This window comes from Mesorhizobium sp. M1322 (assembly GCF_040318085.1).
Taxonomy (GTDB): Bacteria; Pseudomonadota; Alphaproteobacteria; order Rhizobiales; family Rhizobiaceae; genus Mesorhizobium.
The window spans coordinates 1-21,475 of the sequence record NZ_JAMYLP010000094.1; the positions used below are offsets into that span (position 1 = coordinate 1).

The 21,475-nt window shown below is 62.5% G+C and carries 19 protein-coding genes; 6 read left to right on the forward strand and 13 right to left on the reverse strand.

Annotated elements, in window-relative coordinates:
* Positions 1-120: 120 nt before the first annotated feature.
* Complete coding sequence (locus tag NKH12_RS25320; RefSeq protein WP_352955657.1) at positions 121-339, reverse strand: hypothetical protein; 219 nt, start codon at positions 337-339, stop codon at positions 121-123.
* Positions 340-355: 16 nt separating this feature from the next.
* Positions 356-1,753, reverse strand: a complete 1,398-nt coding sequence (locus NKH12_RS25325) for an ammonium transporter (RefSeq protein WP_352955658.1) — start codon at positions 1,751-1,753, stop codon at positions 356-358.
* Between the two features lie 169 nt (positions 1,754-1,922).
* Between NKH12_RS25325 and NKH12_RS25330 the strand changes: the two genes are divergently transcribed.
* The 4 genes from NKH12_RS25330 to NKH12_RS25345 are packed head-to-tail and all read left to right on the forward strand — an operon-like array spanning position 1,923 to position 5,680.
* Positions 1,923-3,056 carry an aminomethyl transferase family protein gene (locus NKH12_RS25330; RefSeq protein WP_352955659.1) on the forward strand — a complete coding sequence of 378 codons (1,134 nt, stop codon included), beginning with the start codon at positions 1,923-1,925 and terminating at the stop codon, positions 3,054-3,056.
* A gap of 14 nt (positions 3,057-3,070) precedes the next feature.
* Positions 3,071-3,667 (forward strand): dimethylamine monooxygenase subunit DmmA family protein, encoded by a 597-nt coding sequence (locus NKH12_RS25335; protein ID WP_352955660.1) that lies wholly within the window; start codon positions 3,071-3,073, stop codon positions 3,665-3,667.
* On the forward strand, positions 3,664-4,629 hold the full coding sequence (locus NKH12_RS25340; protein WP_352955661.1) for a PDR/VanB family oxidoreductase: 966 nt from the start codon (positions 3,664-3,666) through the stop codon (positions 4,627-4,629). The genes NKH12_RS25335 and NKH12_RS25340 overlap by 4 nt, the downstream gene beginning before the upstream one ends.
* Before the next feature lie 10 nt (positions 4,630-4,639).
* A complete protein-coding gene (locus tag NKH12_RS25345; RefSeq protein ID WP_352955662.1) occupies positions 4,640-5,680 on the forward strand; it encodes a heme-dependent oxidative N-demethylase family protein in 1,041 nt (346 codons plus the stop codon).
* A gap of 57 nt (positions 5,681-5,737) precedes the next feature.
* Here NKH12_RS25345 and NKH12_RS25350 read toward each other — a convergent pair whose 3' ends face one another.
* Entirely contained in the window at positions 5,738-6,445 is a 708-nt protein-coding gene (locus NKH12_RS25350; protein WP_352955663.1) for a helix-turn-helix domain-containing protein, read from the reverse strand.
* A gap of 251 nt (positions 6,446-6,696) precedes the next feature.
* On the opposite strand from NKH12_RS25350, the gene NKH12_RS25355 reads away from it, so the two are divergent.
* Positions 6,697-8,055 (forward strand): trimethylamine monooxygenase, encoded by a 1,359-nt coding sequence (locus tag NKH12_RS25355; RefSeq protein WP_352955664.1) that lies wholly within the window; start codon positions 6,697-6,699, stop codon positions 8,053-8,055.
* Positions 8,056-8,082: 27 nt separating this feature from the next.
* Here NKH12_RS25355 and NKH12_RS25360 read toward each other — a convergent pair whose 3' ends face one another.
* The 9 genes from NKH12_RS25360 to NKH12_RS25400 all read right to left on the reverse strand — a co-directional run bounded on the left by NKH12_RS25360 (position 8,083) and on the right by NKH12_RS25400 (position 19,007).
* Positions 8,083-9,108, reverse strand: coding sequence for a serine hydrolase domain-containing protein (locus NKH12_RS25360; RefSeq protein ID WP_352955665.1), 1,026 nt, complete (start codon positions 9,106-9,108; stop codon positions 8,083-8,085).
* A gap of 64 nt (positions 9,109-9,172) precedes the next feature.
* Complete coding sequence (locus tag NKH12_RS25365) at positions 9,173-11,155, reverse strand: ABC transporter permease (RefSeq protein WP_352955666.1); 1,983 nt, start codon at positions 11,153-11,155, stop codon at positions 9,173-9,175.
* Positions 11,152-12,237, reverse strand: coding sequence for a quaternary amine ABC transporter ATP-binding protein (locus NKH12_RS25370; RefSeq protein WP_352955667.1), 1,086 nt, complete (start codon positions 12,235-12,237; stop codon positions 11,152-11,154). The genes NKH12_RS25365 and NKH12_RS25370 overlap by 4 nt, the downstream gene beginning before the upstream one ends.
* Positions 12,238-12,313: 76 nt before the next feature.
* Positions 12,314-13,288: an ABC transporter substrate-binding protein gene (locus tag NKH12_RS25375; RefSeq protein WP_352955668.1), complete on the reverse strand. Its 975-nt coding sequence runs from the start codon at positions 13,286-13,288 to the stop codon at positions 12,314-12,316.
* A gap of 433 nt (positions 13,289-13,721) precedes the next feature.
* A complete protein-coding gene (locus NKH12_RS25380) occupies positions 13,722-14,507 on the reverse strand; it encodes an SDR family oxidoreductase (RefSeq protein ID WP_352955669.1) in 786 nt (261 codons plus the stop codon).
* A 12-nt stretch (positions 14,508-14,519) separates the two neighbouring features.
* The gene (locus NKH12_RS25385; protein ID WP_352955670.1) at positions 14,520-15,284 is read right to left on the reverse strand and encodes an SDR family oxidoreductase; all 765 of its coding nucleotides are present in this window, start codon (positions 15,282-15,284) and stop codon (positions 14,520-14,522) included.
* A gap of 131 nt (positions 15,285-15,415) precedes the next feature.
* On the reverse strand, positions 15,416-16,918 hold the full coding sequence (locus NKH12_RS25390; RefSeq protein WP_502910843.1) for a sugar ABC transporter ATP-binding protein: 1,503 nt from the start codon (positions 16,916-16,918) through the stop codon (positions 15,416-15,418).
* Between the two features lie 23 nt (positions 16,919-16,941).
* Complete coding sequence (locus tag NKH12_RS25395; RefSeq protein WP_352955672.1) at positions 16,942-17,880, reverse strand: sugar ABC transporter substrate-binding protein; 939 nt, start codon at positions 17,878-17,880, stop codon at positions 16,942-16,944.
* Positions 17,881-17,996: 116 nt separating this feature from the next.
* Positions 17,997-19,007, reverse strand: a complete 1,011-nt coding sequence (locus NKH12_RS25400) for an ABC transporter permease (RefSeq protein ID WP_352955673.1) — start codon at positions 19,005-19,007, stop codon at positions 17,997-17,999.
* 435 nt (positions 19,008-19,442) lie between these two features.
* On the opposite strand from NKH12_RS25400, the gene NKH12_RS25405 reads away from it, so the two are divergent.
* Positions 19,443-20,405, forward strand: a complete 963-nt coding sequence (locus NKH12_RS25405; RefSeq protein ID WP_352955674.1) for a sugar-binding transcriptional regulator — start codon at positions 19,443-19,445, stop codon at positions 20,403-20,405.
* A 228-nt stretch (positions 20,406-20,633) separates the two neighbouring features.
* Here NKH12_RS25405 and NKH12_RS25410 read toward each other — a convergent pair.
* Positions 20,634-21,475, reverse strand: an 842-nt coding sequence (locus NKH12_RS25410) for an FGGY-family carbohydrate kinase (RefSeq protein WP_352955675.1), incomplete at its 5' end; no start/stop codon positions are given.

The following is a 21,475-nucleotide window of genomic DNA, read 5'->3' on the forward strand; positions in this document are numbered from 1 at the left end:
GTGTGTTTTGGGGGGGTTTTTTTTTTTATTTATTTCTTTTTTTATTCTATCATTTTTTTTATTTTTTTTTAATTTCTCGAATTGTGGCGCCTTTAACGCCCCCCCAACGACCTGTCCGATCTAGTGGCGGTCGATCGCGTTTCTGGTTTCCTCTCCGGTGCGATCCGCTGCCATATCAGCCTCGATCTCAGCGTTCTCCTGGCGCGTCTGGAGGACGTGCCACCCGATCCAGAAGGCGAGGCCGATGATCACCATCACGACTTCGGAGCCCTGAAACGGGTAGATCGCGCCGACGTCTTTGAGGTCCACAGCCCAGCTTTCCATTCCATTGGTAGACATTGCGGTTCTCCGTTGACTATTTGATCATGGCCTTTTCGGCGGCTCCAACTTCGCGGACCGACGCCTCAAAAGCATGGTTGAGGGCAAAATCGACGCCCTCGAGTTCGACCTTCGCTGGTACGCGCAGGAGGTTCATGCCGTTGAGGATCTTGCAGACGACAAAGGTAGGGGCGAACCCGAGCACGAACATCAGCACCGCACCAGCGAAATTGCCGAGCGGGTTGATGTGCGCGAAGCCCTCATAGGGCGAAGATGGCTGTCCCCACAGCATGAAGCCCGCCGCCACGACACCGAGAAAGCCGCCATAACCGTGCACGGCAACAGCGCCGACCGCATCATCGATCTTGAAGCGGCGCTCGACGAAATAGTGCAGCTTGTAGCAGATGGTCGGGATGACCGCCCCGATCAGCAGTGCCTGGATCGGGTGATAGAGGTCGTTGCCGGCCGACGTTGAGATAACGCCGCAAAGCCCCATGGAGAATGTCCAGAAGGGATCGCCCTTCGAGACGATGTAGCCGGCCAGCATACCGCCCGAGAGCGACATCAGGAAGTTGAAGGTGATCGCCGAGAGCGTGGTCGGCGCGAGATAGATGTTGGTCGCCGTCCAGGTCTCGCCGGTGATCTGTCCGGCGATCGTGGCCGGGCTGATCAGCGGAATATTGCATGCGGCATAGAAGCCCCAGAAGCCAGTGAAGATCAGGAACAGGCCGATCGTGACCAGCCAGACATTGTGAGGCGGGATGTCGCGCGCCGTGCCGTCGGGCCTGAACTTGCCGATGCGTGGCCCCAGCACAATGAGAAAGGCGAGCGCCGCTCCGCCCGCGATTGCGTGCACGACTCCCGATGCATAGGCATCATGATAGCCCCAGAGCTTCACCATCCAGCCTTGCGGATGCCAGCCCCAGGATGCGTCGAGGATCCACAGGACTGAACCGACCAGCACGGCGACAATCCAGAACGCACCCGAGCGCACACGTTCTATGATCGAACCCGAGATGATCGACGCCGTCGTGATGGAGAACAGCAGGAAGGCGCCCCAGAACACGCCGTTAAGGCGATGCCACAGCGCGGCATCGGTAGGGGTGACCCCCGTCTCGCCTGGATTGACACCGGAGAGGTGGGTGCCCATCAGCGGATTCCATGGTTCGGCAAATGGTGCGGTGACAAGTCCGCCGGTGATGCCCGGCCCATTGGGGAAGCCGAAATAGATCCACCAGCCAAAAAAATAGAACGTGATCGTGACGAGCGGGATCGCCATCGCGTTCTTCATAAGCGTTTTCAGGTGATTGCGCCGACGCGACACGCCGACCTCGTACATGCAGAACCCGACATGGATCAGGAACATCATGACGATGGTCACCCAGTAATAGAATTCCGTGAAAATGGTCGTTAGAGCGTTGAGATTCCCTTCCATTTCATGTCCCCTCCGTTCAGTTGCGTTCCTTGCCTCTGAGTAAAACTTTTTGCATCTTAGTATTGCGCGCTTTTGGAGTTTTGAGTCAATATGGCGCGGACCCGCCGCATGGCCCTCAGTGCCCTGCGGCGGCGAAACATCGGCAATCGTGTTGAGGAGAAGCAAGTCCATGACCGCATCCTGGAGATTTTCGACCTTGGCGGATCGCCATCGTGCGCTCGGTTCGAAGCTCGAAGACTGGAGCGGGATGGGCACCGCCTGGACCTACGACAAGGACGCCGACGAGGAATACATCGCCATCCGCACCAAGGCCGGGCTGATGGATGTGTCGGGCCTGAAGAAAGTCCACATCACCGGGCCGCATGCCTCGCATCTGATCGATCTGGCGACGACGCGCGACGTGGAAAAGATCTATCCCGGCAAGTCGGCCTATGCCTGCATGTTGAACGAGGCCGGCAAGTTCACCGACGATTGCATCCTCTACCGCACCGGCCCGAATGCATGGATGGTCGTGCACGGTTCGGGCACCGGCCATGAGGAACTGCAGCGCGCCGCCATGGGCCGCGATGTCTCGCTGCGTTTCGATGACAATCTGCACGACCTGTCGCTGCAGGGGCCGATAGCTGTCGACTATCTGGCAAAGCATGTGCCTGGCATTCGCGACCTTAACTATTTCCACCACATGCAGACCCGGCTGTTCGGTTTTCCGGTGATGATCTCGCGCACCGGCTACACCGGCGAGCGCGGCTACGAGATCTTCTGCCGTGGCCAGGATGCCGGCACGATCTGGGACACCATCCTCAAGGAGGGCAAGAGCGCCGGCATCATCCCGTGCCGGTTCACCACGCTCGATATGCTGCGTGTCGAGAGCTACCTCTTGTTCTACCCCTACGACAATTCGCAGAAATATCCGTTCGAGAACGAAGGCCCCGGCGACACGCTGTGGGAGCTCGGCCTCGACTTCACCGTCAGCCCCGGCAAGACAGGCTTTCGCGGCGCCGAGGAGCACTACCGCCTCAAGGGCAAGGAGCGGTTCAAGATCTTCGGCGTGCTGCTCGAAGGCAAGGAGCCGGCCGACGAGGGCGCGCCGGTCTATCGCGACGGCAAAAAGGTCGGCGTGGTGACCTGCGCCATGTATTCGCCGCTGGTCAAGAAATCGATGGGCATCGCCCGGCTCGATGTCGACTGCGCCGTCCAGGGCACCAGGCTCGAGATCCGCAACCAGAGCGGCGCCATCAGCGCGACGGCTGAGCCGCTTCCATTCGATGATCCGAAGAAGACCAAGCGCACGGCGAAAGGCTGAGGCATACTGAGAGAATGGCAGCGAAAAGCATCATCAGCCGGCCGGTCTACGGAACCCTGTCCCGGCAGCCCGGCAAGCACCATCTTTTCGTGGCGGATGCAGAAGGAGCGCTGGCCATAACCGACCTGGCCGCCAGGGCGCCCGATGGTTTCTTTGCCGATGCCCACATCATCTTCATCCCAGGCAATGACGGCAAACACGTCGCCGCGCTCGAAGCGCTGAACCCGGCGCAGCTCTACCAGGGCCCTTCCTTCACCAGCGCCTTGCCGCGGCTGAAGCAGACCTTGGCCAACGCCCATATGGGCCTGCGTCTCTATCTCGCCGGCACCGAGGGGCTGATCGGCCAAGCCATGCAGGCGGCGCTCGAAGCCGGCATCGACCACACCGCGATCGAGACCGAGCACCGCGGCTCGCTGGCGCGCCGCATCCAATGCGTCCATTGCAAGGGCATCACCGAAAACGTGACGACGCAGCCTGCAACCTGTTCGCATTGTGGCCTGCTTCTTCTGGTACGCGATCACTATTCCAGGCGCCTCGCGGCTTTCCAGGGCGTCTGCATCAATGCGGAAGACCGCAGCGAAATTCCTCCGACGGAGGAGATCTTTCGATGAGCACCGGCACCACCAAGCTTGACGTCGTGGTGAGCGATGTCGTCCCGGTCAACGAATTGGTCACGCGCTTCCATTTCCGCAGGCGCGACGGCGCGTTGCTGCCGACATTCTCCGGCGGCGCCCATGTTGTGGTGGAGATGCGCGACGGCGAGCGGACGAGGCTCAATCCCTATTCGCTGATGGGTTCGCCGCTCGACACGCGCGAATACACCATCTCGGTGCGCCGCGATGATGCCGGCCGCGGTGGCTCGCTGTTCATGCACGGGCATGTCAGGCCCGGCATGGACATGGTGATCAGCTACCCGGTCAATCTGTTCTCACTCGACCTGCGCGCCAGGAAGCACCTGATGCTGGCCGGCGGCATCGGCATCACGCCGTTCATGGCGCAGACCGCGCAGCTGGCAGCCGAAGGCGGCAATTTCGAGCTGCATTACACCTGCCGCACAGCTTCGCTCGGCACCTATGCCGATGTACTCAGAGACCGCTGTGACCGCCGGGTCAGACTCTATCACGACGACCGCGACGAGCGCATCGAGCTCGACCGGCTGCTGTCGTCGCAGCCGCTCGGCACACATCTCTACGTCTGCGGCCCGTCGGGCATGATCGGCTGGGTGCGCGACCGCGCCGCTGCCCTGGGCTGGCCGACGGAAACCGTCCATTTCGAGCATTTCGCCGCCCCGCAGCCCGGCGCGCCCTTCGACGTGACGCTGGCGGTCAGCGGCAAGACGATCGGCGTCGGCGAGCAGCAGAGCCTGCTCGAGGCAATCGAGGCGGCCGGCGTCGATCCGCCCTATCTCTGCCGCGGCGGCGTCTGCGGCCAGTGCGAAACCAATGTCATCGCGCATGACGGCAAATTCATCCACAACGACCACTGGCTGAGCGAGGAAGAGCACCGATCCTGCAAGAAGATCATGCCTTGCGTGTCGCGCTTCGAGGGCAGGTCGCTGGTGCTGGAAAGATAGGAGGCGGAGCTTGGGCATCACCTTTCGTAACGAAACGTTCCGTAACGATTTTACCTTCAGGAACAGCCCGGAGCACATCAGGCGGTTCCCATTCCCGTTCCACGAAGACAGCTATATGTACGCGGTCAACATCGAGCCGCATGTTCTGGGGCCGAAGGGCAGCGTGCTCGAAAACCTGATCGACGTCGACGAGCACTATGTCGCCGAGATGCAGGACCGCGCGCTGGTGCTGGCGGAGGACCCGCTGCGCTGCCAGTCGCTGCCGCATATGACGCTGGCCGGCTGGGACCTGCTCGAACTCCTGATGGAACAGCAGGCTTTGGGCTATCCCGAGCATTTCACGCTGACGCACAACGGCGACAGATGGCGCTGGATAAACCGCCCGCTCGGCATCGACGACACCTTCACCTTCGGTGACGTGTCGACGCTGCCCTATGGGCCGATGGAATACATCACAAGGCAGAGCCAGGGCGATTTCTGCATCCTCGACCAGCGCGACGGCAATCTGTGGATGGACGCCGGCATGGTCACTACCCAGGCCGACTGGTCGCTCGATTTCGACATCGGTATGAATTTCTTCGAGTGGCACGCGCCGGTGCCGCTGGCGCATGAGAAGGGGATTTTCACCCGGGCGCTAAAATTCCTCACCAACATTCAGCAGGGCAAGCCGGCGCGGCGGCTGAACTGGACGATGACCATCAATCCGCGCCTCGACACCAGTCCGGAAAATTATCACAAATGGGGTCCGGACCGGACAACGGTGACGCCCGAAAACGTCGGCGACAAGGTCCATCTGCGCGTCGAGCTGCAGAGCTTCTGGCGGCTGCCGCGCTCGAACGGCATCGTCTTCCCGATCCGCTGTTATCTCATCAAGATGGACGAGCTGGTGACCCAGCCGAAATGGGCGCGGCGCCTGCACCGCGTCATCCGCGACCTTCCCGAAGAACTCGCCAATTATAAAGGCCTGACCCGCTACCGCCCGACCTTGGTCGAGTGGTTGTCGAAGCTGGATGATGGCGGCCCGACAAGCCCAGGCTTTGGGCCTGACTGACGGCTGCAGTCGCCGAAGCTGCCAATCTCTCCCCCCACGAGGGGGGAGATCGAGCTCTCAACCCGCGCTGCTCTGCGGATAGCAGATGATCGAGAGATAGCGCATCGGCAGTTGCGTCAGCTGTTCCGGTCCGTGCGGCGCATCGGCGTCGAAGAACAGGCTGTCGCCGGGCTTCATCGGATAGAGATTGTTGCCGTGCCGGTAGGTGACCTCGCCTTCTAGCATGTAGAGGAACTCCATGCCTTCGTGCTGGAAGGTCGGAAACACGTCGGAATCCTCGGTCAGCGTGATCAGATAGGGTTCGACCACGACGCCGCTGGTGTTGGAGCCGATATGGCCGAGCAGATTGTACTGGTGGCCGGCGCGCGTGCCGCGCCGCTCGACGTCGAGGCCTTCGCCAGCCCTAACGAAGACGGCGCTGCGCTCTTCCTCGAAGCGGCGAAAGAAGGCGGTAACCGGAACGCCGAGCGCCCGCGACAACGCCTGCAAAGTGGTCAGCGACGGCGAGGTGATGCCGTTTTCGATCTTTGACAGCATGCCGAGCGAAATGTCGGTGGCAGCCGCAAGATCGGCGACAGTGATGCCGAGTTTCTTGCGAAACGCCCGCACCTCGCGGCCGATCGCGACCTCGAGGACCTTTTCGCGGGTGTCGCGAACGGCGTGCGGGTCCTGGGTCAGTGGCGTCCGGATCGTTGCCACGCCCTTCGGCGATGGCTTGGCCTTGGCGGCTGCCCCATTCCTGAAATTGGAAGCTTTTTTCGCCATGTCGCCACCCGGTTTCTGAGGATTTATTTCACTCACGGTGAACATATTCGGTGCGGGTACCTGAGCGCAACTGCGAAGCCACTTTATGTCGAACGGCGTGCTCTCCGATTTTCCGCCGTCAGCGGTTTTGCCGAAAATCCGATCTGGTGAAGGTGGTTTCAGCAGAAGGCCTGTTGACAGCATTGAAGGGGCAATTACTGTCCTGTCAGTGAAATTTGTTTCGTTAGGGAAATGAGATCGGGAGGCCCGCAATGAAAAGTCGTGTTGCCGTCATTGGAGCCGGACCTTCCGGCATGGCCCAGCTTCGAGCCTTCAAGTCGGCAGCCGATAAGGGCGCGGACATTCCGGAAATCGTCTGCTTCGAAAAGCAGTCCGACTGGGGCGGCCTGTGGAATTACACCTGGCGCACCGGCCTCGACGAACATGGCGACCCGGTGCATGGCTCGATGTACCGTTACCTCTGGTCGAACGGACCGAAGGAATGCCTCGAATTCGCCGACTACACGTTTGAGGAGCACTTTGGCCGTCCGATCGGCTCCTACCCGCCGCGCGCGGTGCTGTGGGACTATATCAAGGGCCGCGTCGAAAAATCCGGCGTGCGCCAATGGGTGCGCTTCAACAGCCCGGTGCGCATGGTGACCTTCTCCGACACGACGAAAAAGTTCACGGTCACCGCGCATGACCGCACCAACGACGTCACCTATTCGGAGGAGTTCGACAACGTCGTCGTCGCCTCGGGGCATTTTTCCGTGCCCAACGTCCCCTATTTCGAGGGTTTTTCGACCTTCAATGGCCGCATCCTGCACAGCCATGATTTCCGCGACGCCATGGAATTCAAGGACAAGGACATCCTGATCATCGGCCGCTCCTATTCGGCCGAGGATATCGGCTCGCAATGCTACAAATACGGCGCCAAATCGATCACCTCCAGCTACCGCTCGAAGCCGATGGGCTTCAAATGGCCCGACAACTGGAAGGAAGTGCCGCTGCTGCAAAAGGTCGTCGGCAAGACCGCGCATTTCAAGGACGGCAGCACCAGGGATGTCGACACCATCATCCTGTGCACGGGCTACCTCCATTCATTCCCGTTCCTCACCGAAGATCTGAAGCTCAAGACCGCCAACCGCATGTGGCCGGACGGGCTCTATGAGGGCGTCGTCTGGGAGAAGAACCCGCAGTTGTCCTATATCGGCATGCAGGACCAGTTCTACACCTTCAATATGTTCGACGCGCAGGCCTGGTTCGCGCGCGACGTCATCATGGGCCGCATCGAACTGCCCTCGGCAGAATTGATGGCGGAACATGGCAGGAGATGGCGGGCGCGCGAGGAGACGCTGGAAGATGCCGAGCAGATGATCTGGTTCCAGGGCGACTACACCAAGGAGCTCATGGAGCAGACCGACTATCCGGGCTTCGACGTCGAGGCTGTCAATCAGACCTTCATGGAGTGGGAACACCACAAGGTGGAGAACATCATGACGTTCCGCGACAATGCCTATCGCTCGTTGATGACCGGCACGATGGCGCCGCTGCACCATACGCCCTGGCTGCAGGCGATGGACGATTCGATGGAATCTTATCTCGAGGTGAAAGGCGTCGCGGCAGAGTAGCGCCCGCGCAGTTTTGCGCGACATGCATCAGTTGCTGCGAGCCTCGCGCACGTCCTTCGTCGCCTCGATGATCCGCTCGAGCAGGGCATGGAGATCGTCGCGGTGGCCGCTGCGGGCGGCGGGGCCGTTTTCATCGGATGTCATGACCACGGTCAACGCGCTCCCGGGCACAACATAGACCATCTGCCCGCCATACCCCCACCCATAGAAGACCGCTTCGCCCGCGATCTGACGGATGAACCAACCATAGCCATAACTGTCACCGGTGAAACGGGAGGCGGTGCGTGGCTGCCAGGAGAGCTTGATCCAATCGGCCGGCACGAGCTGCCGTCCGCCGCGGCTCATCCCGCCGCTGCGGTAGAGCTCGCCAAAGGCTAGCAGCGAGCGCGGGCTCATGGCCATCTGGTTGCCGCCGAGATAGATGCCCTGTGGGTCGCGGTCCCAGGCGGCGATGGAAAAGCCCTCCTGCGGCCCCAGCCATTCACGCGCCAGTTCCAGCGTTGAGCGGCCGGTCCGGCGCGTCAGGATCGCCGAAAGGAGATGGGTCGAGCCGGTGGAATAGAGCATGGTGCCGCCCGGTTCGTCGTCGAAGGGCATGGCGAGCGCTGCCCGCACCCAGTTGTCGCTTGCCACCCAGCGCCCGTAGTTTGGGCCGGAGGTCCGACCGAGCCCCGCCTGCATGGAAAGCAGGTGACCGATCGTAACCTCCTGGAGCCGCGGATCCACGTCGGCGGGCAGGTCGGCCTGAAGAAGCGGAGCGATCTTCTGGTCAGTACCTTGGAGCACGCCCTTGTCGATGGCGATGCCGACGAGTGCCGAGATGATCGACTTGGAGGCGGATTTTATGTTGGCCGGACGTGCCGGAGAGTGGCCGCGATGGCCACGCTCCGCCACCACCGCGCCCTCATGCGCAATGACAACCGTGCGCAGCGGCGTCAGGCGCTCGGCCTCATCTAAGAGCTTTTCAAGGCGCTCCTCCAAGCCATCCGCACCGTGAGCAGCGACGGATAGAATGAGGAGGAAGGCTAGAATCACGGTGGGGCGCTTCAGCATGAAGCCAGCTTGGGATGCATTTTGGGCAAGACGAAGGTGGGACGCGCGATCCTCTATTTCCCGGCTATCCCAGCCTTGCCCGTGCCTTCGCCGTCCAGGCGTTGAACAGCCGGTCGGCGACGATGCCGATGAAGGCGATGGCCAATCCGGCGACGATGCCGCGGCCGGAATCGGCCTTGGACAGCGCGATGAACACCTCCTGGCCGAGATCGCGGGTGCCGACCATGGCGCAGATGATGATCATCGCCAGCGCCATCAGGATCGTCTGGTTGACGCCAAGCATGATCTCGGGCAACGCCAGCGGCAGCTGCACGCGCAGGAACGTCTGGCGCTTGGTGCAGCCCGACACCTTTGCCGCCTCGATCAGTGCCGGCGACACCTGCCTGAGGCCATAATTGGTGTAGCGGATGGCCGGCACCACGGCGAAGGCGACGGTCGCGATCATCGCCGTCACGTCGCCGACTCTGAATAGCATCACCACCGGGATGATGAAGCAGAACGACGGCAGCACCTGCAGTGTGTCGATAACAGGCGTGACGACCTTCTCGACACGGTCGCTGCGCGAAGCCATCAGCCCGATTGGGATGCCGATCAGGCAAGCGATGAAGGCCGAGATGCCGCAGAGGTAGACCGTCGCCATGGTCTTTTCCCAGAGCCCGGTCACTGCGCAGAAGACGGTTAGCGCCGCGACCAGAGCGGCGAGGCGCAGGCCGCCGAGCTGGTAGCCGGCAAGGCCAAGCAGGAACACCGCGCCCAGCCACGGGAAGCCCTCGCAGAAGGCGCGAACCGGGTTCAGCACATTGAGGATCAGCGCCACGCGGAACGCTTCGATCGTGTCGAAGAAATTGATCGTGATCCAGCTCACCGCTGTCTTCCACATCGGGGCGGTGGTGAAGGTGATCGCCTTCGGCACCGCGGCGACGGCCGGCACGAACAGGCCGAGCAGCGTCGTGGCTGCAAGGACGGCGATGGCCAGCGTCAGATTGGGGTAGCGGCGCCAGAAGCTCGGGCTCACTTCCTGATAGACTTGACCTTTCGCGTGATTGCGCGCGATCGCCTGGCTCAGCCGGTCGAGCGCGATTGCCAGCGCGACGATGGCAAGGCCGGCTTCCATCGCCTCGCCGACCTTTAGTGCGCGCAGCGCCAAAAGCACGTCGTAACCGAGGCCGCCGGCGCCGATCATCGAAGCGATAATCACCATATTGAGCGCCAGCATGATGACCTGGTTGACGCCGACCATCAGCGCTGGACGCGCCGACGGCAAAAGCACACGCCACAGTTTCTGGCGCGCCGTGCAGCCGGCCATCTCGCTGAAATCGTCGATTTCGGATGGCACCCGCGACAGCCCCAGCATCGTCGCGCGCACCATCGGCGGCGTCGCGAAAATGGCCGTCGCGATCATCGCCGAAACCGGACTGTTGCCGAACAGCAGAAGCATCGGGATCAGATAGGCGAAGGTCGGGATGGTCTGCATCAGGTCGAGGGCAGGGGAGATCAGCAGCCTCTCCGCCCAAGGCTTGCGCCACGCCCAGATGCCGACGAACAATCCGGTGACGATACAGAACGGCACGGCGATGGAGATCAGTCCGAGCGTCAGCATTGCGCTGGTCCATTGGCCGAATAGCGCGATGTAGAGGAAACAGCCGCCGACCAGCGCGCCGAGCTTCCAGCCGCCGGCGGCGCGGCCGGCCAGGAATGCAGCAATGCAGACGCCGACCCAGGACAGGCGCGGCAAGACGATCATATCCGCGCCACGGCCGATCTTGAAATTCTTGGCAAGCAGATTGAGCGCAAAATCGAGCGGCACGCTGAGCGCCGCGGTGATCGACCGCGTCAGCCAGGAGAAGTTCGACTTTATCAGGTTCATTAGCGCGCTGACCCAGTCGGCGACCGGAACGATTGCGCCGGCCGGATAGTTGACGGCCCAGGGCAGCCTGTCCTGCAGCAGGAACACGGCAAGCACGGCGGCAAGGGCGCAGGCCCAGACCACCAGCCAGATCTGAACCGGCCGCGATCTCGCCTCGCTGGTGCTTGCCGTCACTGTCATGCGCCGGCCCTGGGACGTTCGATGCCGGCCAGGAGATCGATCACGGCTTGCGGCGTGACCTCGCCGATCGGCTTGCCGGTGCCGTTGACCACCGCGAACGGCTTGCCGGCCGAGACGATGCTTGCCGAAAAACTTGATATCTTGGCATCCGGCGCGACCACGCCGCCATGTTCGGTGCCGTCGCAGGCGCGCATCAGGCTTCGCGCCGAGATTACCTTGGCGCGGTCGACGTCGCGGGTGAATTCGGCGACATAGTCGGTCGCCGGATTGACGACCAGCTCTTCCGGGGTGCCGATCTGGATGACCTCGCCGTCCTTCATGATGGCGATGCGGTCGGCCAGTCGGATGGCCTCGTCGAAATCATGGGTGATGAAAACGATGGTCTTGTGCAGCATGGTCTGCAGCCGCATCAGCTCATCCTGCATCTCGCGGCGGATCAGCGGATCGAGCGCCGAGAACGGCTCGTCGAGAAACCAGATCTCCGGCTTGGTGGCGAGGCTGCGGGCGATGCCGACCCGCTGCTGCTGGCCACCGGAAAGCTCGCGCGGGTAGAAATGCTCGCGGCCGCGCAAGCCGACAAGCTCGATCACTTCCCGCGCGCGCTTCTCGCGCGTCGGCCGGTCCTGTCCCTGGATGCCCAAGGGAAAGGCGATGTTCTCCAGCACATTCAGATGCGGCAGCAGGGCAAAATTCTGGAACACCATGCCCATGCGGTGGCGCCGCAGCTCGATCAGAGCGGCGTCGGAGATTTTCAGGAGATCCTTGCCCTCGAACTCGACCTTACCATGCGTCGGCTCGACCAGCCGCGACATGCAGCGCACCAGCGTCGACTTGCCTGACCCCGAAAGCCCCATGATGATGAAGATCTCGCCCTGGCGGATTTCGAGGTCGACGGCGCGCACCGCGCCGACCAGCCCGGCCGCGGCGACGTCCGCCATGCTGGCCTTGCCGTCGCGCTGGCGGATGAAATTGGCTGCGTTCGCCCCGAACAGCTTCCAGACATTGTAGCAGGCAAGTTTTATCGGGCGGGCATCCTTTGGCGTGCCTGCCGCTTGTGGCACCTGTTCAGTCGTATCGGCCATGCAGTCGTCCTTCTGGAATATGGGATAGAGACCCGGTCATGAATGACCGGGTCTCGCAGTTTTCCAGTTGGAACGATCACTCGGCCCAGGCTTTCCAGTCGGCTTCGTGGGCGGCGATCCAGGCGGCGGCGACGTCTTCCGGCGTCTTGCCTTCGAGATCGATCTCGCCGCTCATCTTGTTGAGCTCGTCGGTGTCGACCGTGTAGTTCTTCGCGACCTTGTAGGCGACCGGCCATTTGTCCTTCATGCCGGCCCAGGAGTATTTCCAGATCTCGCCATGCGGCTTGCCGCAGTCATATTTCGCTTCAGGGTTCCCGCCCCATTTCGGGTCGTTGTAGCACTCCGGCGTATGGTCGGGGAATTCGACCCATTCGCCCTTGTATTTGGCTGGCGCCCAATGCGGCGAATAGACCCACAGCATGATCGGCGCCTTGCGCTGATAGGCTGAATCCAGTTCGGCGAACATCGCCGCATCGGTGCCGGCATGGATGACGGTGAAGGGCAGTTTCAGCGCCGCAGCACGCTCGTCGTCAAAACCTTCCCATGTCACGGGACCACCTAGGTAGCGGCCGTTCGGCGCTGTTTCCGCCGTCGAGAAGGCCTCGGCGCATTTCGGGTCCTTCAGCGCTTCCCAGTTCGGCAGGCCCGGGCATTTCTCCTTCATATATTCGGGATACCACCATTCTTCCTTGGCCTTGGGCCCGAGCGCGCCGAGGCGTTCGGTCTGCCCGGTCGCGTCGGAGGCTTTCATGGCTTCGCCGGCCGTCGTATCCCAGAATTCCATGGCGACAGAGAGGTCGCCATTGGTAAGTCCGGTGGTCAGGCTGGAGAGATAGTCGGCGGTCGGGTACTCGACCGTGTATCCAAGTTTTTCAAGAATGCCGCCGAGGATCTTTGCGTTCAGATTGACACTGGTCCAGTCGAACAGCGCGATCTTGATCGGGTCGTTGGATTCCGGCGCCGCAGCATGGGCCGAAGGCGTGACTGCACTTGCCGCGGCAAGTGTTAAGGCTCCCATTGATAATCTTGAAATCATACTCCGCAGTGACATGCTTGTTCTCCTGTCAAGCTCTGGTGGAAGTTATCGTTCCCTTTTTTGCGTCTTTTGATTGTGTTGGAAAAACTGGTCGTTGCGCAAGTCCATTGGCACCAAATTGCTGTCGGCGCTAAGTAGGCGCACACGGAATGATACCCAATTTGATGAAGATGTCGTGCGGGACGGGATCGCGTCATGGCTGCCGTGCTGCCGAAGCAGTGATCCGCAGATCGATCGCCGGTCTTGCGGCGCCCTCAAGCTTGCGAGCCATCAAGGTCCCATGATGTCGGCTGCCGGCAGTCGCCGAAGCCATTTTCATGGGATGAAATTATATATACCAACGTTCATGTCGCGCAACGACTAACGCGGCGCGAATCGCGCAATTCGGCTGCAGTTTCGCCGCCTGCCGATTATATCAGCAGATTGACGCGTGAACCTGCCCCGTTGCTCACGACATGATCAGGCCGCCGTCGACATTGATCGTCTGGCCGGTGATGTAGGCTGCATCGTTGCTGGCCAGAAAGCTGACCAGGCCGGAAACATCCTCGCCGCTGCCGGCGCGGCCCATCGGGATATTCTTCACCCATTCGGCCATCAGCTCGCCGGGCTTGTAGTCGCCCATCAGTCTGCCCCATACCGCGTCATTGTAGGCCCACATGTCGGTGTCGATGATGCCGGGACAGATCGCGTTGACGGTAATCTTCTCTTTGGCCACCTCCTTGGCGAGGCTCTGGGTGATGCCGACGACGCCGAATTTCGAGGCGGCGTAGTGCGGCGTATAGATGAAGCCCTGCCGCGCCTGGCCGGAGGCGGTGTTGATCAGCCGGCCGCCGTCGCCATGCTTGCGGATGCGCGCGATCGCCTCCTGGCAGCACAGGAACACGCCCTTGGTGTTGACCGCCATCACCTTGTCCCATTCGGCCTCGGTCATCGCCTCGATCCTGGCGATGGTGATGACGCCGGCATTCTGCACGGAGATGTCGACGCGGCCGAACTGCTGTTCGGCCAGATCGTAGAGGGCGGCGACCTCGTCCTTCTTGGTCACATCCATGCGGAGCGATGCGACCTTGGCGCCTTCCGCCTTCAGTCCGGCGGCGACTTCGTCGACGCGCGTGTCAATGGCGCTGACGACGACGGCCGCACCTTCCGCCGCAAAGCGCCTGGCCATGGCCGCGCCAATGCCGCCGCTGGCGCCGGTGATGACCGCCGTCTTTCCCTCGAACCGTTTCTGCACTTTCCTGTTCTCCTACCAGCAGACAAAGCCGCCATCGACGATCAGGTCGATGCCGGTGACGAAACTCGAGGCGCGGCTGGCCAGGAACACGGTCGGGCCGACCATCTCTTCGGGCGCCGCCATGCGCCCCATCGGCGTATCCCGCTCGAAGATCCTGACCTGGTCGGCGACCTCCGGCCGCTTGTTCATCGGCGTCAGCGTGTAGCCGGGGCTGACGACGTTGACGCGCAGGCCGCGATCGGCCCATTCCATGGCGAGACTCCTAGACATATGGATGACGGCAGCCTTCGACGAATTGTAATGCGCCTGGGTCAGGCCGCGATTGACGATCGAGCCCGACATCGACGCGATGTTGATGATCGAGCCCTTGCGCCGCGTCAGCATTGCGCGCGCTTCGGCCTGGCACGACAGGAACACCCCGCTGACATTGACGTCGTAGAGTTTCTGCCATTTCTCCAGCGACAGCGTCTCGGCCGGCTCGGCCGAGGCGACGCCGGCATTGTTGACGGCGATGGTCAGCGCGCCCAGTTCGGCTTCCGTGCGCTCGACCGCCGCTGCCAGATCGGCCTCTGAAGTCACCGTGCCGGTCAGCACCAGTGCCTTGCGGCCAAGCTCCGAGATCCTGTTCGCCGTCTCGTCCAGCCCGCCTTTCGAGGCATGGCCGAAACAGGCGATATCGGCGCCGGCCTCGGCCAGGCCGATGGCGATTGCTTGCCCGATGCCGCTGCCGGCGCCGGTGACGATGGCAACGTCCCCATGAAGATCGAATAGTTTCATCGAAATGTTTCCTGTTGAGCCGCCGGTGCTGCCTAGGAATGAAGGGGCGCCAGTCTTAGCTGGCGCCCCGCGCGGTCCGGTGCTTGGGAGGATATCACCTGCTGCGCTTTGTTCCGATCCTTACGCCGTCCTCAGCTTGTGGCGAGCTCCATGACGGCGACGTTGCTCGCCTCGCTGCGGTCGAGAATGCCGCGCTGGCGGCCCCGGCTCAGCACCAGCACGCGATGCGACAGGCCGAGCACTTCCTCGAGATCGGAGCTCACCACCACCACCGCCATTCCGGAGCGGGCGAGGTCGGCGATGACATCGTAGATCGCGGCGCGGGCGCCGACATCGATGCCGCGTGTCGGCTCGTCCAGGATGAACACCTTGGGCGGCCGCGAAATCCATTTGGCGATAATCACCTTCTGCTGGTTGCCGCCGGAGAGCTTGCTGATCGCCTGGTTAGGCCGGCCCTTGACGCCGAGCCGGCTTATGCCGGCCTCGGCGAATTTCTGCACCGCCTTCGGAAACACCCAGCCATTCGGCGCGACATGGTCGAAATTGCCGATCGCCAGATTCTCGCCGATGGTCTGGTCGAGCACCACGCCTTGCGCCTTGCGGTCTTCCGGCACCAGCACGACGCCGGCCTTGATCGCCGCCGCCGGGCCATTGAGGTGCACCGGTTTGCCGGCGACACGCACCGACCCCGATGAAATCGGATCGGCACCGGCGATCGCCCGCACCAGTTCCGTGCGGCCGGCGCCGATCAGCCCGGCGATGCCAAGGATTTCGCCGGTCCGCACCGAGAAGCTGACATTCTGAAAGCTGCGTTCCGGCGAGGACAGGTTCTCGACTTCGAGCAACATCTCGCTGCCCGGTTCCGAGAGCGGCGGGAACATCCGCTCGACGCTGCGGCCGACCATCTGCTCGACTATCGCGCGTACCGGAATGTCGGCGCGCTCGTGCCGGGCGACGATGCGCCCGTCGCGCATCACCACGACGCGGTCGGCGATCTCAGCGATCTCGTCCAGCCGGTGGCTGATATAGATGAAGGACATGCCTTCCGCCTTGAGCTTGCGGATCTGCTGGAACAGCAGTTCCGTTTCCTCGCTGCCAAGTGCTGCTGTCGGTTCGTCGAAAATCAGAAGCTCGGCATTTAGCGTCAGTGCCTTGGCGATCTCGACCTGCTGCTGGGCGGCGATGCGCAGCGTGCGCACCTTGCGCTCCGGCGAGACATCGAGGCCGAGGCGCTTGAGTTGGGCCGATGCCCGCGCATTCATGGCTGCGCGGTCGATGCGGCCGCCGCGCATCGGCAGGCGCCCGACATAGACGTTCTCGGCGACCGACAGATCCGGCAGCAGCTTCAGTTCCTGGTGGATCATGCCGACACCTGCGTCGATGGCGGCGGCGGGAGAGGCAGGGGAATAGGGCTTCCCCCGCCATGTGATGGTGCCGGCATCGGGTTTGGTCGACCCGGCGATAATGTTCGAAACGGTGGACTTGCCCGCGCCATTTTCTCCAAGCAGCGCCACGACCTCTCCCCCCCGCACCTCGAAGCTCGCATCGGCCAGGACCTGGACCGGTCCGTAACTCTTGCAGAGGCCGCTGACGAAGAGCCCGAGATGTGGGGTCTGCGTATGGCTGGGATCCAAGGACATCGTTCCGTTACCGATTGTCAGGGATGCTTGGCGATGAATTGATCGACATTGTCCTTGGTGGTCAGCGTCGCGTCCTGCAGCTGTTCTGCGGCAACGGTTTCGCCGGCCACCAGCTTGATCGCCGCGTCGACGGCAAGCCGGCCCATGCCTTGTGTCTGCTGCGTCGCGGTTACGTCGAAGACGCCGCCCTTCAGTGCCTTGAGCGCCGCCACGTCGCCGTCGAAGCCGGCAAGCCAGACCTTGTGGCCGGGATTGGCGACCTTGACCGCCTGCGCGGCACCGAGCGCCAGCGCATCAGCCTGGCCGATGATGATCGACACGTCGGGATGTGACTGCAGCAGGTCCTGCGTCAGCTTGAAGCCTTCGTCCTGATGCCAGCCTTCGCTCCATAGCTCGCCGACCACCTTGATGTCGGGATAGGCGCTCAGCGCTTCGCCGCAGCCCTTCGACCGGTCGACCTCGGGCGTCGTGCCTTTCTGGCCATGGATGATGATCAGCTCGCCTTTGCCGCCGGCCTGCTTGGCGATGTAGTCGCACACCGCCTTGGCCGATGCCACGCTGTTGGTGGCGATGAAGGTGTCGCCGGGTGCGCCCTCGGCGTTGCGGTCGACATTAATGACCGGGATGCCGGCGGCCTTGGCCGTCTTGGTCGGCACGGTGGCGGCGGTGGCGCCGGCCGGGATGTAGATCAGCGCATCGATGTTCTGCGTGATCAGGTCCTGCACCTGGCTGACCTGGGTCGCCGAATCGCCTTTGGCGTCGACGGTGACGATTTCGATGCCCTTTTCCTTGCCGTAGGCTTCGACGGACTGCTTGATCTGGTTGAAGAAATCGGCCTGCAGGTTGGCGACGGCAAGGCCAAGCTTCTTGGCCTCCTTGGCCGACGCCATCTCGGACAGTCCGAGCAGCGGAATGACGGCCGCGGCAGCAAGCAGCAATGAACGTTTGGTCAGCATGTGTTTCCTCCGTTGATGTTCAATCTGTTCCGCCGGCGCATCACGGCGCCCTTGGCCGAACAACTCCCAGTTCGGATCAACCGATCCGTTTTCGCCCGGACATCCGGGCGAATTCTTCATTGCGTTCTGCGCCGCCACGTATCCGTGGCCACCGCCAGCGCGATCACCACGCCGATCACCACCTGCTGGATGAAGGGCGACACGCCGAGCAGGTTCAGCCCGTTGCGCAGCACGCCGATGATGAGCACGCCGATGGCGGTGCCGCCGATCGAGCCGACGCCGCCCGACAGGCTGGCGCCGCCGATCACCACCGCCGCGATCGTGTCCAGTTCGTAGCCGAAGCCGGAGCTCGGCTGGACGGAATCGAGCCGTGCCGCAAGCACGATGCCGGCAAGCCCGGCCAGCACGCCGCAGATCGCATAGACCCAGTTGGTCAGCGATTTGACCGGTATGCCGGACAGCCTGGCGACTTCGGCGCTGCCGCCGATCGCGTAGAGGCTGCGACCGGTCGCGCGATAGTTGAGGAAGATTGCGAAGATGATCGCCAGAACGATCATCAAGCCGACGGTGACCGACAGGAAGCCAAAATGGCGGATGATCGACAGGCTCGTGAACCAGTCGGGGAAGCCGATGATCTGCGAGCCGTCGGTGATCATGTTGGCGAGACCGCGGGCCACCGACATCATGGCCAGCGTGGCGATGAAGGGCGGCAGCTTGGTGACGGTCACAAGCAGGCCTGAAACCAGCCCGCAAAGTCCAGCAACGACAAGCGCTGTGACGATGCCGGCGGGCATGCCGAGATTGAGATGGTCGGGATGGGCGACGAACCCCATCACCATGGCGGCGAGAGCCAGCACGGAGCCGACCGACAGGTCGATGCCGCCGATCAGGATGACCAGCGTCATGCCGATCGCCATGATGCCGAGCACGGTGACCTGGTCGAGCACGTTGAGGATGTTGCGGACGGTCAAGAACGTGTCGGTGGTCAGCGACAGCGCAAGGCACAGCAGCACCAGCCCGATCAGCGGTCCCATGGTCCCGGCGAACAGGACCGAAAGCTTCGCGCCCGCCGCGGCCTGCGCACCTGGGCCTGCCTTCAACTCGCTTGCACCGTTGCTCAGAGCCATTTTGTCTCCTCCGTCAGCGATCCGGCGATGCGTCGTCGGCTCACTTTTGCTCACCAGGCACCTCCCTGTGAACAATTTATCTTTGATATGCAATTTTGTTCAGCTAAACTGTTCGTCGGAAAATTGTCAAGGCCCGCCGCATCATTCCAAGCCGGTTTGCGCCGCCAGCCGGTTTGCCTTACGAAAGGGCTTGAAATCCCGCGTTTCAGATCCGCTCTCATCCCTGCGACTTCGTCTCGGCTGCTTGAGCAGGGCAGGACGGTCAAGACAAAGTAAATGTTGATCATTTTGGCTTTCATCTCGCGTTGTAGACGGTATCCTGTCGATGTCTTAAATCTTGAATCCTGGGCGCCGCAGAACGATTTCGTGGCGCTTGGTCGGATACGCCATTTGAATGGCATTTAAGGATTCGGACGACCACGGGAGGGCAAAAAGATGGCGATGACGGAGAATGACAAGGCCTCGCGCTTCCCGGATGCCGAGCTGAAGGCCCGTGCCGCGTGGCACTATTATGTTGAGGGGCTGACGCAAGAGAGGATTTCGGAGATCCTCGGGATCGGTCGCATCAAGGTGCATCGCATCCTGTCCGCCGCGCGTGAGGAGGGCGTCGTCCAGTTCCGCATCCGCGACAGCGTCGTCGAATGCTTGGTGCTGGAAGAGGCTCTGAAGCAGCTTTTCGGGCTCAGCCAGGCCATTGTGGTGCCGTCGGCGGCTGACCGAAGCAATGCGCCGCTGATGATCGGCCATGCCGCGGGCGCCTATCTGGCCGACAATGTGAATGCCGGCGATGTCATCGCACTGGGCTGGGGGCGCACGCTGAAATTCGCCATCAATGAATTGCCGCGGCGGCCGATCGCCAGGACGACGGTGGTTTCCATGCTGGGCGGCCTCACCCATGCCCAGCCGCTCAACCCGACCGAGAGCGCCTGGGAATTCGCCGAAAAGATCGGCGCCGAGTGCTTTCTGCTGCCGGTGCCGGTCTATGCCGACAGGCCGGAGCAGCGCGAAGCTTTCATGAGCCAGCGCAGCGTTCAGGACGTTGTCTTCCGCGCGCGCCGGGCAAACATCGCCGTGCTCAGCGTCGGATCGTTTTCCAATGACAGCCCGATCGCCAATTACGGCTTCATCAAGCCCAGCGAACTCGAGGAATTGCAGGCGGCCGGCGCAGTTGGTGATATTTTATGCCATTTCATCGACGCCGAGGGCCGGCTCGTCGACCATGAGGTCAACCGCCGGGTCTGCGCTTATCCGCTGCAGGACCTGTCGGACATCCCGGCCATCATCCTGGTCTCGGGAGGGCAGGAAAAAATCGCCATCATGCGGGCGGCGCTCGCCAACACCAAGGTATCGGTTCTGATCACCGACGAAGATGCCGCCAAGGGCCTGCTCAACCGCTAAGGCTTGAACCCTTATGCCGAGGACCCCCCTCTGTCCTGCCGGACATCTCCCCCTCAAGGGGGGAGATTGGCAGCTTCGGCGCTCCGCTTATTCTTGCAACATTGGTGGTTGGCGAAAGCCGGGATGAAGTCCAATCTCCCCACTTGAGGGGGAGATGTCCGGCAGGACAGAGGGGGGTGCTGTCCCGCCGACATCTCAAGTCTGAAAGGTCTCCGACCTGTCAAATCTCTAAACTTGACCGACATCACCAAGCCGAACGTGGATGTCGCGCGTTGCCCGATAGAGGTCGCGGTAGATCGCCCTGCGCGCGCGATAACCGGAGACCAGCCCGTCGACCGGCTCGACATGCCTGGTCGGCGGCGCGGCCATCGCCTCGGCCGCCGTTTCGGGCGAGGCAAACCATCCGATGGCGGAAGCCGCCAGCATGGCGGCGCCGAGCGCTGCGGCTTCGTTGACCGGCGAGACGGAGAGCCGCCGCTCGAGCACGCTTGCCATGATCCGCATCAGCAGGGCGCAGTTGGTGCCGCCGCCGGCGGCTATCATCACTGCCGGTTTGCCGCCGGCTTGAGTTTCCATTGCCTCGCTGGCGATGGCCTGCTCGAAGGCGATGCCTTCCAGAACCGCTCGAAAAAGGTGCTTCGGCTCATGGTCCAACGACAGACCGACAATGGCGCCTCTCGCCGCGCCGTCCCAGTAGGGGCTCATGACACCGGCCCAATACGGCATGACAAGCAGGCCCTCGCTGCCGGCGGAAACGTCGACCGCCGCTTTCTCCAGCGCTGCGGCCGACGGCGAGCCGGTCGTGCGAACGATCCAGTCGACCAGCTGCATGCCCGAGCGCAGCACGGTCTCCAGCATGAAGCCCGAGCCGGTCGGCGAGACCAACGTTCGAAACGCGTCTGACGTCGTGATCCCACGGGAATAACAGCCGCTGACGACGCCCGAGCCGAGCGAAAGATAGCTTTTGCCTTCGCCATAGACGCCCATGCCGAGGCCCATCGCCTGGCCGTGGCCGGCGCCGCCGGCCCCCCGCCTGCCCCCCGGGCAGCGCGGCAACCGGGCACGGCGGG